Origin of the sequence: Isoptericola sp. b515 (assembly GCF_030588125.1) — a bacterium.
Classification (GTDB): Bacteria; Actinomycetota; Actinomycetes; order Actinomycetales; family Cellulomonadaceae; genus Isoptericola; species Isoptericola sediminis.
In genome coordinates, this window is record NZ_JAUQYR010000003.1 from 242,268 (window position 1) to 256,931 (window position 14,664).

The window sequence follows — 14,664 nt, forward strand, 5'->3', positions numbered from 1 at the left end:
TCAGCGCGTCTCGGTGATCTCGGGGCCGCGCTGCAGCGGGTCGAAGCTCGGCTCCTGGGGGGTCGCCCCGGCCGGGCCGTGGGACTCCGCGCCCGCGGCACGCTTCTGCTCGGGCAGGGTGAGGGTCAGCAGGTCGCGCGGGGGGCGCGGGCTGCCGTCACGGACGACGACGACGTTCGCGAACACCGACTCCAGCGGCTTGGCGGCGTCGGCGTCGACGGCGGCCCGCCCGGACAGCACGCCGCGCAGGAACCACCGCGGCCCGTCGACACCGATGAACCGGGCCGGGCGGACGCCCGTCTTGCCCTCGGAGGTCTGGGCCGGGATGCGCGCGATGAGCTCGCGGCCGAAGGTGCCCGGCACGTCGTCGACGGTGCCGCCCTGCTTGGTCAGCGAGGCGGCGATCTCCTCGCGCACCTCGTCCCAGATCCCCATCGTCTTGGGTGCGGCGAACGCCTGGACCTGCAGGATGGATCCCTTCAGGGACGCGGCCACCCCGGTGACCTTCTGCGACTTCTTGTCGACCTCCATGCGCAGCTGCAGCCCGGGCAGGACGGGCAGCCAGATGGCGCCGAGGTCGACCCGCGCACCCAGGGACGAGACCTGCGAGGAGTCGAAGGGGCCGCGACCGGTCGGCCGGGCGCTCTCCTCGCCCTGGTCGGACCCGGTCGCCGCCGGGGCGTCGTCCGGGGTCGGGGAGGTCGAGGTCGCGTCCGCCGCGGCGGACTCCGTGTCCTTCGTCGACGCCTTGCGCCGGAACAGACCCACCAGGGAGCTCCTTGTCTCGTCGGTCGCCACGGCGCTGCGCCGTGCCTCGTGCCCAGGGTAGACCGCTGGCGAGAGCGGTCGGGAACAGTGCAGGTCAGCCCTGCGCGAACCCCCCGCTCGACCCGAACCCGCCGGTGTCGCGCTGCGACCCCGGGAGGCGGTCGGCCACGAGGAACCGGGCGTGCTCGACCCGCTGCACCACGAGCTGGGCGACCCGGTCGCCGCGGCGCAGCCGGACGGTCTCCGTGGCGTCGGTGTTGGCCAGGACGACCTTGATCTCCCCGCGGTAGCCGGCGTCGACCGTCCCGGGGGCGTTGACCACGGTGACGCCGTGCTTGGCCGCGAGCCCGGATCGCGGGTGGACGAACGCGGCGTAGCCCTCCGGCAGCGCGATCGCCAGCCCGGTCGGCACGACGGCGCGCGCCCCGGGCGCGAGGTCGACGTCGACGGTCGTGACCAGGTCGGCACCCGCGTCACCGGGGTGGGCGTAGGTCGGGGCGACCGCGGCGTCGTCCAGCAGCGTCACGAGCACGTCGAGCGTGCTCGGGTCGGTCAGCGGCGGGCTGGCGTCATGGGGCACGCGCGCAGCCTATCGGACCGCGCAGACCTGCGATGATGAGGCCATGAACGACGCGCCCAGCCGCTCGGGGAACCCGGCGGAGCCCGCTCCTGCCCCGCTGTTCCGGGAACGTCTCCTGCCCGGCCCCGGCGCCTGGGTCGCCTCGATCGGCCTCGGCGTCATCGTGGCCGTCACCCTGCTGCCGCTCGCGCCCCTCGTCGCCCCCGGGGCCGGGGTGCTCGTCGCCGGTGTCGTCGTCGTGACGCTCGTCGCGACCGCCCCCGTCGTCGAGGTGGCCGACGGCGAGCTGCGGGCCGGCCCCGCCCGTGTGCCGGTGGAGCTGCTCGGCGGGGTGACGCCGATCTTCAGCGCCGAGGAGATGCGCACCGCGCTCGGGCCGGAGCTCGACGCCCGCGCCTACGTCTGCCTGCGCAGCTGGGCGCGCACCGGCCTGAAGGTGGTGCTGCGCGACCCGCTGGACCCGACCCCCTACTGGCTGGTCTCCACGCGGCGCCCGGACGAGCTCGCCGACGCCCTGGTGCAGTCGGGTGCGGGCGCCTGAGCCGGTCCGCCGGCTCCCCCGACATGACGAAGGCCGTCATGTCGAGGACATGACGGCCTGGGTCTCGGGTGTCGGGTCACGCCCGTCCACGCGGTGTGCGGGGTGTCAGGCCGCGCACTCCGTGCAGATCATCTGGCCCTTCTTCTCGTAGGCCAGCTGGCTGCGGTGATGGACGAGGAAGCAGCTCGAGCACGTGAACTCGTCCGCCTGGCGAGGCAGCACGCGCACCGCGAGCTCTTCACCGGACAGGTCGGCGCCCGGAAGCTCGAAGCCTTCCGCAGCCTCCGTCTCGTCCTCGTCGACGACACCCGAGGACTTGTCGGAGCGACGGGTCTGGAGCTCCTGGATCGAGTCCTGCTCCGCGTCGTCCTCGTTCTTGCGGGGTGCGTCGTAGTCGGTTGCCATCTGTGCTGTCACGCTCCGTGGAGTGGGTGTCGGTACGCGCTGATAATGCTTGCCGATCAGGTTTTGTTCCCGTTCGGCCCACGGATTGTGCACCATCCGAGCCGGGCTCGCGACAAATTGCGGTGTCGCGCCGGTCACATGCCCCCTGACCTGCGCGAACAGTACGGTTCACCCTGCGCGAACGCAAGGTGCTTCAGGCACCTGCTTCCTCGAGCAGCGCGACCAGCTCCGCCTGCCGGTCGGGCGACCCGGCGACCGTCATGCGCCGCGTCGCCGGCGCGCCGTCCAGACCGCTGAGCACCGCACCCGCCTCGAGGGCGACGAGACCGCCCGCGGCCATGTCCCACGGGTTCAGTCCCCGCTCGTAGTAGAGGTCGAGGCGCCCGTCGGCGAGCAGGCAGAGGTCGATGGCCGCCGACCCGAGGCGCCGGATGTCCCGCACCCGCGGCAGCACGTGCCTCAGCACGCGGGCCTGCTCGGCACGCCGCTCGGCCTCGTACCCGAACCCGGTGCCCACCAGGCTGGTGGCGAGCGAGTCCGCCCGGCGCACCTGCACGGGGAGGCCGTCGCGGTCGGCGCCCTGCTCCCGCGCAGCGGTCCAGGTCACGCCGTCGACCACGGAGTGCACGGCACCGGCGAGCGGTGTCCACCGGGCCGGGTCGGGGTCACCGGCCACGACCGCCACCGACACCGCGTAGGAGGCGACGCCGTAGAGGTAGTTGACCGTGCCGTCGATCGGGTCGATCACCCAGGTCAGCCCGCTCGTCCCGGTGACGTCGTCCCCCTCCTCGCCGAGGATCGCGTCGTCCGGCCGGCGCGCGGCGAGGCGCCGCCGCAGCAGGTCCTCCACGGCACGGTCCATCGCCGTGACGGGGTCGACGGCGCTGGACTTCGTCGCGGCCACCTCGACCTCGTCGGGCCGACTGCCCCGGACGAGCGCGCCCGCCTCCATCGCGAGGGAGCGGGCGAGGGTGCGCAGGTCGCTGGTCTCGGACGCGGACGGGAGGGAGGGTGTGGTGGTCACCCCTCCATCCTGCCCGATCCGCGGCACACCGACGGAACCTGCCCCCCGGACGACGGCGACGGTGGCACGCTCGACGGAGCAGGCCCGTCACGCGGGCGGGCGGTGAAGGAGGAACCATGGCAGAGCTCGAGCTCGTGACGCTGCACGAGGACGCCGAGCGCCTGGTCCTGCGCGGTCCGGACGGCGCGGAGCACACGCTCGCGATCTCCGAGGCGCTGCGCGCCGCCGTCCGGCGCGACCGCCCGCGGACCGAGGCGCTCCAGGCCCAGTCGCAGACCCCGCTGCGTCCCCGCGAGCTGCAGGCACGCCTGCGGGCCGGTGCCACGGTCGAGGAGCTCGCCGCGGAGTCGGGGCTGCCGTCGGAGCACGTGCGCCGCTACGAGTGGCCCGTGGCCGCCGAGCGCGACCACGTCATCGGCCAGGTGCGCGACCACCGGACCGACCCCGAGGGTGACGCCACCCTGGGCGAGCTCGCCGACGCCCGGCTCGCCGCCCGCGACGTCGACGCGGCCGAGGCGGTCTGGAGCGCCCGGCGCACGGGGACGGCCCCCTGGCACGTCGAGGTGCGCTTCGTGGCCGGGGGTCGCGACCGGTGCGCCGCGTGGACGTTCGACCCGCGCAGCCGGGCGGTGACGGCCGTGGACGACGAGGCCCGGTGGCTGGGCCAGCCCGACGACCCCGTCTCCCCCGAGATCCTCGGCGTCCCGACCGAGCCGCGGCGGCGTCCCACGCCTCCGCCCGATCCCGCCTCGGAGGCGACGGAGCTGCTGCTCGACGACCTGGCGGGCCGACGGGGACAGCGGCCCCACCGCACCCGGCCGGCTCCGCGCCCGGGTGACCAGGAGCTGCCGCTCGGCCTCGACGGCGGACCGCCCGCCAGGACCGACGACGGCGCGAGCATCGTCGACCTCGGCGCACGCCGGGACGCGCACCGCTCCTCGCGCGCCGAGGACACCTCCTCGGCGCCGGACGCCTCCGAGGACCCGGAGCGGTCCGGACGACCGGACCCGGGCGCTGACACCGAGGAGCCCGAACGACCCTCGCCCGACGCCGGGGCCGAGGACGCGTCGCACGACCGCGGCACGGACCACGAGGACGGTGACCACGGTGCCGAGCACGCCCCGGTGCCCGTTCCCGCGCCGGTGTCGGCGCCGGTCCCGGCGCCCGTCCCCCGGCCCGCCGCGCCGGCACCGGCAACCACGGACCGTTCGTCATCGGCGGACGACGCCGGGTCACCGACACAGGACACCAGGTCGTCGGCGGACGACACCGGGTCTCCGGCGGACGACACCGTGGCGGCGACGGGGACCGGCACGGACGACCCGTCGCCACGCCCCCGACGCGGTGCCCGCAAGGGCCGCGCGCCGATGCCGAGCTGGGACGAGATCGTGTTCGGTGGTGCGCGGCCCTCGTCCTGAGGTCAGGGCACGTCGAGCAGCCCGTCCGCCGGGGCGAGCCGCCGCGCGACCCCGGCCGTCATGCGCCGCATGTGGTGGCGCCGGCAGAGCACCTCGTAGGCGACCTCGTCGGCCGAGCTGACGTCACCGACGACGACCTGGTCGCCCTCGACGACCATCACTCCCCCGACCGTGCGGGCGTTGTGGGTCGCCCGCGCCCCGCACCAGCACAGCGTCTGGACCTGCAGGGCCTCCAGCCGGTCCGCGAGCTCGACCAGGCGGGTCGACCCCGGGAAGAGCCGGGAGCGGAAGTCGGCGGTGATCCCGAAGCAGAACACGTCGATCTCGGTCTCGTCGACGAGTCGCGCGAGCTGTTCCACCTGCTCCGGCGAGTAGAACTGCGCCTCGTCGCACACGAGGTAGTCCACCAGGTGCCCGCGCTGGCGCTCGGCGGAGATCTCCTCCCAGAAGTCGGTGTCGTCGTCGACCTCGCGGGCCTGGACCTCGAGCCCGAGCCGGGAGGAGATCCGTGCCGTGCCGGCGCGGTCGTTGCGGGTGAAGATCAGCCCGTGGCGACCCCGCGCGCGATGGTTGTAGTCGGTCTGCAGGGCCAGCGTCGACTTGCCGCTGTCCATGGTCCCGGAGAAGAAGACGAGCTCGGCCATGGGGACGATCTTGTCAGACGTCGCGCCGCGGGCCCCGTCGCCGACCCAGCAGGCCGCGAGCACCCCGGGACCGACGCACCGCGTGGGGCAGCAGCACCAGCAGCGGCACCGCCGAGAGGCCGAGCGCGCCGCTGACACCGACCCCCTGGGCGACGAACCCGACCCCGAGAGATCCGGCGCCCGTGCCGCCGTCGTACGCGATGTTCCAGGCGGCGCTCGCCATACCGGTGCCGGCCGGGCCCGCCTCCCGGAACATCAGCACGAGCGTGTCGTTCTGCAGCGCTCCGAACCCCAGCCCGTACAGCAGCCCGCCGGCGCTCGCCAGCACCAGGGCGGACGTCCCCTCCAGCAGCCCGGCCGCGCCCGCGATCGCGAGCGTGCCGACCGCACAGGCGCCGACCCCGAAGGGCAGCAGGCCGCCCACGCCCTCGGAGTCGGCCCGCACCCCGGCCCACCACCGGCCCGCCGTCATCGTGACGCTGACGGCGAGCAGCACCAGCGAGGCCGTCGCGGCGGGGAAGGCCAGCGGGACGAAGGACGTCGTCCCGCCGAACGCGCAGGCGGCCACCAGCAGGAGCACCCCGGAGCCGGCCAGCGTCCGGTAGCGCACCGGGCCGCCGACCACCTCGGCGGGGTCCTCCTCGAGGGGGCCGACGGCGGACGGGTCGCCCCGGCGGTCCCGCTCGCGCACGCCCGCCATGACCACTGCGCCGAGCACACCGGCGCCGCCGGCGGTGACGAACACGACGGCGAAGCCGAGGTGCTCGGCCGCCCACACCCCGACGGGGAGCAGCAGGGCCTGCGGGGCGCCGATCGCGACGCCGTAGGCGCCCAGCCCGCGCCCGCGCCGCTCGGGCGGCACCAGCTCGGCGACGAGCGCGCTGCCCGCCACGACCAGCAGCCCGAACCCGACGCCTCGCACCGCGGAGACGAGCAGGACCCACCCCACGGCCGAGGAGACCAGGTAGGCGAAGGTCGGCGCCCCGAGCAGCAGCGCGCCCAGCATCGAGGCCCGGCGCAACGACAGCACCCGCAGGAGGCGCGGCATGGCGAGCTGGGTGGCGACGGTCGCTCCCATGAGCACACCGGTGGTCGCCCCGACGCCTCCCGACCCGGCGCCGCCGTCGGCGGTCCACAGGGGCACGACCGAGAGCAGCGGGGCGAATCCCGCGAAGGCGAACGCGGTCGCCCAGAGCAGGAGCGGGAAGTCCCGGCCCGACCTCACCCGCCGGCGGCGATCAGCGGGACGGTCATCTCGGTCTCGGTGAGGGAGCCGTGCACGCCGGGCATGTGCCGGGCCGCGGACGGGTGCAACCGGGAGTCGACGACGGTCGCCCGCCCGCGTGCGGCGACCAGGACGTCCCCGACCACGGGCCGCACGTGGTCGGCGACGGGTCCGAACCACCCCGCCGCGATCGCGGCCTCGCCGGTGACGACGACCGCGTCCTCGCCGAGCTCGTCGGCCCACCGGTCGGCGACCGCGGCGGCGTCGGCGCCGGGTGCGGTGTACACGTGCGTCATGCGGGGTTCGCCGCCGAGCAGGACCACGTCGGCGGCGAGCGCGGGCCGGGTGGCGACGTCGTGCTGCGCGGACAGGTCGGAGGTCACCTGGCCGTGGTCGGCCGTGATCAGCACGAGGGTGCCGCGCGGGGCGGACCGTACGAGCCGACGAAGCTCGGCGTCGGCGTCCTCCAGGGCGTCACCCCACTGCCACGAGTCGGGACCGTGCTGGTGCCCGACCTTGTCGACGTCGCCGTGGTACAGGTACACCAGCCCGTCGTCGCGCAGGGCCGTCAGGGTCGCGTCGACGCGGTCGGCGAACCGTTCGGCCACCACGTACCGCGGTCCGCGCAGGGCGGCGCGGGTCATCCCCGAGTCGGAGAACTTGCGCGGTCCCGGCGCCACGACGCTCACCGCGGCACCGGCCTGCTCCAGGACGGTCGGCTCACGCTGCAGCGCGGCGGGGTCGACCGCCAGCGGGGCCGAGGTCTTGGTGCCGGGCCGGTAGGGGTCGGACTGCTCGGTCCACGACACCATCGTGGCCAGCCCGCCGGTGTCCGGGTTGCGCTGGGTGTAGCCCAGCAGCCCGGTCATGCCCGGGGACGTGCCCGTGCCGAGCGTGGCCAGGGCGGACGCTGTCGTCGACGGGAAGCAGGTGGTCAGCGACCGCGCCTGCGGCAGCAGGCCGCGCAGGAACGGTGCGTGACCGCCGCGTTCGGCGAGGTTGTGCAGGCCGAGGCCGTCGACGAGCACCACGACCACGCGACGGACGTCGGGCAGGCCGAGCGCGGCAGCCGCGTCGAGGGAGTGCAGACCGGTGGCGGTGGTGAGGTCCAGGCCCAGCGCGCCGGCCGCAGCGGGCAGCACGGCGGCCAGCGAGCCGGTGCCGTAGGACGGCGTGACCAGACCGGCGGGCAGGGCGTCGAGGTGTGCCGTCATCGTGACGAACGCCCGCTGACGCCGGTGGCGGCGGACAGCTCGCGCGCGAAGTGCACCGCCCGGCGCACCGCGTCGGCGCCCTCGGCGGCCGAGCTGACGCGCACCACGACGTCGTCCGGGGTGAGCTGGCCGGTCAGGCCGTGGTCCGCCTCGCAGCTCGGGTCGCCGCACTGGGCCGGCTCGAGGTCGATGCGGGCGACGGCACCCCAGCCGATGGCGAGGTTCAGCTCGGCGGCCGCGTCGCCGGGACGGTGGTCCGCGGGCTCGGCGACGATGTGGGTCAGGGCCACGGACCGGATCTCCGGCAGCGGGACCGCCTCGGTGGTGGCGGCGGCCGAGGACGGGTTCGCGGCGTCGCCCTCGTGGTCGTCCACGTGCGCGGCGACGAGCCGGGTGGGCGTCAGCGCGAGCACGGTGAGGTGGCGACGCACCTGGCTGTCGAACGTCGTCTCGGCCTGGACGAGGTGCGCGAGGACCGGCTCGTCCGCGAGCGCGACGTCGAGGACGTCGGTCACCAGGTCGGGGTAGTACCCGGCACGGTAGACGTGGGCACCGAGCTCGTCACGAAGGTTCTTGCGTGTGGTCGCAGAAGGCACGGTCGCATTGTCCCACTGTTCGACCGCCCGCGAGCCCCGTGACCGGTGGGTCAGCCCGGCAGCGCGCGCCGCAGCCCGTCCGCGCGGCGGCCGGCCGGACGCAGGCGCACCGCGGCGTGCAGCACCGCGGCCCCCTGCTCGGCGACGACGACGGGGTACATCTCCAGCGAGGCGAGCTCGGGCAGGTCGTCGGCCATGACGGACACGCGGGCGAGCACGTCCTCGAGCGCGTCGACGTCGGCGGGCGGGGCACCGCCGTAGCCGTACAGCCGCGGCGCGGCGCGCACGGTGCTGACCATCGCGGAGATGTCGACGTCGGTCAGCGGCGGGATGCCGTGGGCGACGTCGTCGAGCAGGTCGACGGCGTCCCCGGCGAGGCCGAACGAGACCATGGGGCCGAACAGCGGGTCCTCGGCGGAGCGCACCACGCAGGCCACGCCGGGCGGCGCCATCGCCTGCACCTCGAACACCGGGGACTCGTCGCCCACCAGGGCCGAGGCGACCGACCGGAGCCGCTCGACGTCGTCGCGCAGCTCGGTGGCGTCGGTGATGTCGAGACGCACTCCCCCGAGGTCGCTGCGGTGTCGCAGCGCCGGGGAGGTGCTCTTCAGCGCGACCGGCCAACCGAGCTCCTCGGCGGCGGCCACCGCCTCGTCGGCGTCCCGGGCCGGGCGCGCCTCCCACAGCCGGATGCCGTAGCAGGCCAGCAGCTCGGCGGCCTCGTGGCCGTCCAGCTCGCGTCCCTCGGTGTCCGCGAGCCACGACTCGACGAGCTGCCGGGCCCGGCGGGAGTCGACGCCGTCGGGGGCGACCTCGTGGCCGCGCGTCACCGTGCGCTGCTCGGCGTGGTCGACCACCTTGCCGAGCGCGACCACGGCGTCCTCGGGGGTCGAGAACGCCGGGATCCGGACCAGCGTGCCGTCCGGCGCGACGGCGGCGAGCTCGTCGGGCATGCCGTGCAGCCCGAGCATGGAGGCGACGGTCGTGCGCCCCGTCCGCGCCGCCGCCTGCGCCACGGCCCGGGCGATCGCCCCGGTCCGGGGCTGCACGACGGGCACGTCGACGGCGACGACGACGTCGCAGGACTCGGGGGCGTACAGCGCCTCGACGGTGCGGGCGATGTCCTCCTCGTGGGCGTGCGGCGGCAGGTAGTCGCTGGAGGTCGCGACCTCCAGGCCCGCGGACGCCGCGGCCTCGGCGACCAGGGCCGCGAGCGCCGCCGAGGACGCGAGGATGCCCACCCGCCGGCCCACGGGCAGCGGCTGGTGGGCCAGCACCTGGGCGACGTCCATGAGCTGGTGGGTGTTCTCGGCCTGGATGACGCCGGACTGGCGCAGCAGCTCGTCGAGCAGCCGCCGTGGGGCCCGGGTGGCGCGGACGGCGTGCCCGGGCGGGACGACGTGCCCGGACCGCCCGGCGGTCGAGACCACGACCGGTTTGACGGCGGACAGCCGCCGCGCGATGCGGGAGAACTTGCGCGGGTTGCCGATGGACTCCAGGTAGAGGCACACCACCTGGGTGGCGTCGTCGTCCTGCCAGTACTGCATGAGGTCGTTGCCGGAGACGTCGGCGCGGTGGCCGGCCGAGACGAGGGAGGACACCCCGAGCCCACGGCGCTCCAGCGTCGCGGTGAGGGTGACGGCCGCGGCGGCGGACTGGCAGAACAGCCCGACGACGCCGGCGGGCGGCGGGCGTTCGGCGAGGCTCGCGCGCAGCGCCGACCCCGGCGTGGTCGTCAGCAGCCCGTAGGACACCGGCCCCACGAGCCGCATCCCGGCGGCGTGCGCGGTCCGCACCAGCTCACGACGCCGTTCGAGTCCGTCGGGGCCGGTCTCGGCGTACCCGCCGGAGAGCACGACGACGCCGCGCGCTCCCCTGCCGGCGAGCCGGCGCACGGCGGCGAGCGCGTCCTCGGGCGGGACGGCCAGCACCGCGAGGTCGATCCGGTCGACGTCGTCCCAGCCGGCGGGCCGGAGCACGTTGCCGGCCACGGCACCGGGCGGGTCGAGCACGAGGAGCTCGGTGTCCCCGGGGTCGAACGAGTAGGCGTCCAGCACCCGGCGGGCGAGCAGCGCCTCAGGGGTGCCGTCGTCGTCCCCGGGGCCGACGAGCAGCACCCGGCGTGCCGAGAGCAGACCGGCCATGGAGCGCGCCTCGGTGCGGTGCTCGCGGTCGGCCATCACGGCCCGGGACCTCTCGGTGGGGTCGAGGTCGATGCCGACGGTGACGAAGCCGTCGTCGAGGTGCTGGCTGATCTCGTAACCGGCGTCGCGGAACACCCCGAGCATCGAGCCGTTCTGCGGCAGCACCTCGGCGGTGAAGCGCCGCACGCCGCGTTCGCGGGCGGCGCCGGCCACGTGCTCGAGCAGCACGGAGGCCAGCCCCTTGCCCTGGAGGGAGTCGGCGATGTTGAAGGCGACCTCCGCCTCGCCGTCGGCGATGACGTCGAAGCGCGCGACCCCGAGGATGTCCTCGCGGGCGTTGCCCTCCTCGTCCTGGCCCGGCCGGACCGCGACCAGGGCCACGCGGTCGCGGTGGTCGACGTCGACGAGGCGCCGCAGCTCGCGGTCGGTGAGCCGCGGCATGGGTGCGAAGAACCGCATGTACGTGGACCGCTCGGACTGCCCGGTGTGGAACCGCTGCAGCGCGTCCGCGTCCTCGGGGCAGATCGGACGCAGGTGCATCGTGGTGCCGTCACGCAGCACCACGTCGGCCTCCCACTCGACGGGGTAGGCGGTCCTCGGAGCGTCCATCCCCTGCAGGTTATCCGCTGACCACGACGATCACCCCGGGGACCGGCCGGTGTGGACGAGGCGGTACCAGCGCGGGGAGGACCGGTTCATCGGCCAGTGCAGGCCCTTCAGGTCGACCTCGGAGGCCGACCGCACGTCCCACGCCGGGAACGCATCGGCCACGTCCTGCCGCGACACGCCCCCGATCAGGGACCGCCAGCGGGTGACGCCGAACGCCATCATCAGCAGCGTCGCGCCCGGCCGGGCCACGGCGGTGACCTCGCGCCCCATCGCCTCCCGGTCCGCCGCGTCCAGCCCCTGGAAGCAGCCGACGTCCAGGAAGAGGTCGACCGGGCCGACGCCGAGCCCGCGAAGCCGCGTGACGTCGCCGACGACGTAGGTGGCGGTGGCGGCCGGGTCGCGGTCGCGCGCCTCCTCGACCGCCTGCGGCACCGCGTCGACGCCCACGGCCTCCCAACCACGCCGGGCGAGCTCGCGGGTGTAGATCCCGCGGCCGCAGCCCAGGTCGAGGGCCCGGCCCGGCGGGCGCCCCCGCCCCTCGGCCGCGCCGTCGAGCACCGCTGCGACGTCGGCGGCGGCGACCTTCGGGTACCGCTCCCAGGGTCGGACACCGAACCGGTACATCCGCGCGTAGTCCGTCATCCCGATCACCCTCCGCGTCCACCTCTCCCGACGAGCCCCCGGCGCCCAGTCTGCCCCGGTCTGCCCCGGCTCACCTCGTCAGCGAACTGCCAGGTGGGCCCCAGGGACACGGCAGGTCCGGCCACGATGCTGGAGACGTCCGGAGGCTCCGGGCGGGGAGGAGCATCATGAAGCGTCGGTTCCTGCGCCGGACGGCGGCGGCCGGGGCCCTGGGGCTCGCGGCGCTCGGCGCGGCCCCCGCGGTCGCCGCGGACACCGCCCTGCCGCAGCACGAGGTCCAGCACACCGGCACCGTCGTCGAGCTGCTGCAGACGCTCGTCGACGACGGTGCGATCACCGCCGCCGAGCGCGACGCCATCGCGGCCGACGTCGAGCGGGCCGACGAGGGCGAGGAGGACGACGAACGCCTGCTCGACCTGCCCACGGCCGCCGCCGTGATCGGCATCGCCCCGGCGGCGCTGCGAACGGCCCTGTCGGCCGACGGGGCGACGCTGGCCTCGGTGGCGGCGGCCCGGGGCGTCCCGCTCCCGACCCTGGAGGCCGGCCTCGTCGCGGCGGCCTCCCACCGCCTGGAGACCGCGGTTGACCAGGGGCTGCTCTCCCCCGAGGAGGCCGACCGGTGCCGGGCCGAGCTCGCGGCCGTGGTCGCCGACGTCGTGCAGGCGCAGTACCCGGACCTGCGGGGCGGGCGGTCGACGCCGCGGGCCGCCTGACGTCCCTCAGAAGAGCTCGGACAGGATCGCGGCGGCACGTCCCGCACCGCCGGTCTCCACGGGCCGGTAGCGGACGTCGGTGCCCACGTTCTTGACGATCTCCTCGGCGAGCAGGTCGGGGTCGCAGGCGTCCTCGTAGGGCACGCACCGACCGGCCGCGTACCGGTCGAGCCGGTGACGCACGTGCAGGTTCTGCTCGAAGTGGTCGCGCAGGGGCACGTAGAGGAACGGGCGCTGGGCCGCGGCCAGCTCCATGCAGGTGGTCAGGCCGCCCTGGACCACGGCCAGGTCGCAGGCGGCGAGGTGGCGGTAGAGCTCGGGCAGGTACCCGACGACCTCGACACCCTCGTGCCGCGGCAGGGCGGCGGGGTCGATCCGGGGACCGGCCACGACGACGAACCGCAGCTCGGGGCGGCGACGGCGGGCCAGCGGCGCCGCGTCCAGGACGCGGCGCAGCAACGCCTCCCCGACCCCGGAACCGCCCACGGTGACGACCACCAGCAGCTCGCCCGGCCGGCAGCCCAGGGAGTCGCGGGCGGCCTGGCGCTCCGCCTCGTCCGGCACCTCGAAGCCGGTGACGTACCCCGAGAACGAGAAGTTGTCCTCGGTCCACTCGCGGATACCGGGCAGTCCCGGGCCGAAGGTCCCCTCGACGACGTCACCCGGGTTGCCGACGAACACGGAGGCGTCCCGCAGCCGGCGGTACCGGGACCGCTGCTCGATCATCTCCGCGTTGTAGTCGGCCGTCAGGGCCACCTCCGCTCCCCCGCCCGAGGGCATGGGCAGCCACCCGACGAAGTCGGTCATCCAGGCGTACGAGAAGCGCTTGAGCTCGGGGTTCTCGTGCAGGAAGTAGTCGATCTCCCACGCCTCGTCGCCGACGACGAGGTCGTACGGCGTCTCGCGCACGACGTCGTCGAACACGAAGAAGTTGTGCACGAGGATCTCGTCCATGCGGCGGACGGCCTGGAAGGCGTGCAGGTCGTGGTCGGCGGACTCGTCCTCGATGTGCGCGGACTCGCTGGCCAGCCACCGCGACGCCGGATGGACGCGCTCGCCCGCGTCCGCCAGCACGCGGGTCACCGGGTGCTGGGCGAGCCAGTCGACCTCGAGGTCGGGGTGGTGGCGCCGCAGCTCGCGCGCGATCGCGACGTCGCGCCGTGCGTGCCCGAGCCCGATCGGCGAGGACAGGTACAGCGCCCGGCGCGGCCGCGACGCCGCCCGGGTCCACGTGCTGCGCCGCACCGCACGGGCCGGCGGCGTGAGGGAGTCGACGAACTCCTCGATCAGCCGGTTCACGACCACCGGGTCGCGGGCCAGCGGCACGTGGCCGCCGCCCCCGAGCGTGACGAGACGGCCTCCGGTGAGCTCCGCGAGGCGGGCACCGACCTCGTGGGACGTGATGCGGTCGTCGTCGCCGTGCACCACGAGCACCGGGCAGGCGACGCGCGCGCAGCGCTCCGGGGACATCGGGTGCCGGCCCGCCCCGACCGTCGCCGCGCCGAGCGCCTCGGGATCGCCCTCGAGCCCCCAGCCCACGCCGTCCTCGATCTGCTTGGTCGAGTGCGGCTCGGAGTAGACCCGGCCGAAGAAGAAGTCGAGGAAGTCCCGCCACGCGGACGGGCCCCGCCGCCAGTAGGGCAGGTTGCACTTCGCCCACCCGTCGGAGGTGTCCAGCGGCTCCGTGAACGACTGCCCCCGGTCGGGCAGCGGGCCCGCGAGGCTCGGGATCGACGGCGCGATCGCCACGAACCCGTCGACCCGCTCCGGCGCCGCCGTCGCGAGCGCCACGCCCCACGTGCCCCCGGCCGACAGTCCCACGACCACGGCCGTGGCGGTCCTCGTGGCGTCGAGGACCGCCACCGCGTCCGCGGCGTACTCGTCCGGGGAGTAGGCGGCCGGGTCGTGCGGCCGGTCGGACCGGCCGCACCCCCGTCCGTCGAACACCACGACCCGGTACCGCCGGGCGAGGAACGGGATCTGCGCCTTCCAGAAGCGCGAGTGGATGATCGACCACGTCGGCAGCAGCAGCACCGTCGGTGCGTCCTGCCGGTCGTAGAGGTCCCACGCCACCCGGACGCCGTCACGCTCGACGGTGCCCGTGGCGTCCGGTGCCACCGGTGCCCCCATGGTCCTCACCC

General features: G+C 75.3%; 14 protein-coding genes. 3 read left to right on the forward strand and 11 right to left on the reverse strand.

Annotation, left to right across the window (positions count from 1 at the left end; genetic code table 11):
- The gene (locus tag Q6350_RS10135; protein ID WP_305066075.1) at positions 1 to 768 is read right to left on the reverse strand and encodes a DUF3710 domain-containing protein; all 768 of its coding nucleotides are present in this window, start codon (positions 766 to 768) and stop codon (positions 1 to 3) included.
- Between the two features lie 94 nt (positions 769 to 862).
- The gene (dut, locus tag Q6350_RS10140; protein WP_304604156.1) at positions 863 to 1,348 is read right to left on the reverse strand and encodes a dUTP diphosphatase; all 486 of its coding nucleotides are present in this window, start codon (positions 1,346 to 1,348) and stop codon (positions 863 to 865) included.
- A gap of 43 nt (positions 1,349 to 1,391) precedes the next feature.
- Between dut and Q6350_RS10145 the strand changes: the two genes are divergently transcribed.
- Positions 1,392 to 1,889, forward strand: coding sequence for a DUF3093 domain-containing protein (locus tag Q6350_RS10145; RefSeq protein ID WP_304604157.1), 498 nt, complete (start codon positions 1,392 to 1,394; stop codon positions 1,887 to 1,889).
- Between the two features lie 105 nt (positions 1,890 to 1,994).
- Here Q6350_RS10145 and Q6350_RS10150 read toward each other — a convergent pair whose 3' ends face one another.
- Positions 1,995 to 2,294: a DUF4193 domain-containing protein gene (locus Q6350_RS10150; protein ID WP_171248133.1), complete on the reverse strand. Its 300-nt coding sequence runs from the start codon at positions 2,292 to 2,294 to the stop codon at positions 1,995 to 1,997.
- A gap of 193 nt (positions 2,295 to 2,487) precedes the next feature.
- Positions 2,488 to 3,318 (reverse strand): inositol monophosphatase family protein, encoded by an 831-nt coding sequence (locus Q6350_RS10155; RefSeq protein ID WP_305066077.1) that lies wholly within the window; start codon positions 3,316 to 3,318, stop codon positions 2,488 to 2,490.
- Positions 3,319 to 3,434: 116 nt separating this feature from the next.
- Between Q6350_RS10155 and sepH the strand changes: the two genes are divergently transcribed.
- Positions 3,435 to 4,736, forward strand: a complete 1,302-nt coding sequence (sepH, locus tag Q6350_RS10160) for a septation protein SepH (protein ID WP_305066078.1) — start codon at positions 3,435 to 3,437, stop codon at positions 4,734 to 4,736.
- Between the two features lie 2 nt (positions 4,737 to 4,738).
- Here the strand turns inward: sepH and Q6350_RS10165 are convergent, their stop codons facing one another.
- Genes Q6350_RS10165 through Q6350_RS10190 form a run of 6 tightly spaced genes read right to left on the reverse strand, consistent with a single transcriptional unit; the run spans position 4,739 to position 11,810 of the window.
- Positions 4,739 to 5,380 (reverse strand): thymidine kinase, encoded by a 642-nt coding sequence (locus Q6350_RS10165; protein ID WP_304604160.1) that lies wholly within the window; start codon positions 5,378 to 5,380, stop codon positions 4,739 to 4,741.
- 13 nt (positions 5,381 to 5,393) lie between these two features.
- The gene (locus tag Q6350_RS10170) at positions 5,394 to 6,605 is read right to left on the reverse strand and encodes an MFS transporter (RefSeq protein WP_305066079.1); all 1,212 of its coding nucleotides are present in this window, start codon (positions 6,603 to 6,605) and stop codon (positions 5,394 to 5,396) included.
- Positions 6,602 to 7,819, reverse strand: a complete 1,218-nt coding sequence (locus Q6350_RS10175) for an alkaline phosphatase family protein (protein ID WP_304607060.1) — start codon at positions 7,817 to 7,819, stop codon at positions 6,602 to 6,604. The genes Q6350_RS10170 and Q6350_RS10175 overlap by 4 nt, the downstream gene beginning before the upstream one ends.
- Complete coding sequence (locus Q6350_RS10180; protein ID WP_304604163.1) at positions 7,816 to 8,415, reverse strand: DUF5998 family protein; 600 nt, start codon at positions 8,413 to 8,415, stop codon at positions 7,816 to 7,818. The genes Q6350_RS10175 and Q6350_RS10180 overlap by 4 nt, the downstream gene beginning before the upstream one ends.
- Positions 8,416 to 8,465: 50 nt before the next feature.
- Positions 8,466 to 11,168, reverse strand: coding sequence for a GNAT family N-acetyltransferase (locus tag Q6350_RS10185; RefSeq protein WP_304604164.1), 2,703 nt, complete (start codon positions 11,166 to 11,168; stop codon positions 8,466 to 8,468).
- A gap of 30 nt (positions 11,169 to 11,198) precedes the next feature.
- Positions 11,199 to 11,810 (reverse strand): bifunctional 2-polyprenyl-6-hydroxyphenol methylase/3-demethylubiquinol 3-O-methyltransferase UbiG, encoded by a 612-nt coding sequence (locus Q6350_RS10190; protein ID WP_305066081.1) that lies wholly within the window; start codon positions 11,808 to 11,810, stop codon positions 11,199 to 11,201.
- Positions 11,811 to 11,977: 167 nt separating this feature from the next.
- Between Q6350_RS10190 and Q6350_RS10195 the strand changes: the two genes are divergently transcribed.
- On the forward strand, positions 11,978 to 12,523 hold the full coding sequence (locus tag Q6350_RS10195) for a hypothetical protein (protein WP_305066082.1): 546 nt from the start codon (positions 11,978 to 11,980) through the stop codon (positions 12,521 to 12,523).
- Positions 12,524 to 12,529: 6 nt separating this feature from the next.
- Here Q6350_RS10195 and Q6350_RS10200 read toward each other — a convergent pair whose 3' ends face one another.
- Positions 12,530 to 14,653, reverse strand: a complete 2,124-nt coding sequence (locus Q6350_RS10200; RefSeq protein ID WP_305066083.1) for an alpha/beta fold hydrolase — start codon at positions 14,651 to 14,653, stop codon at positions 12,530 to 12,532.
- Positions 14,654 to 14,664: the final 11 nt, after the last annotated feature.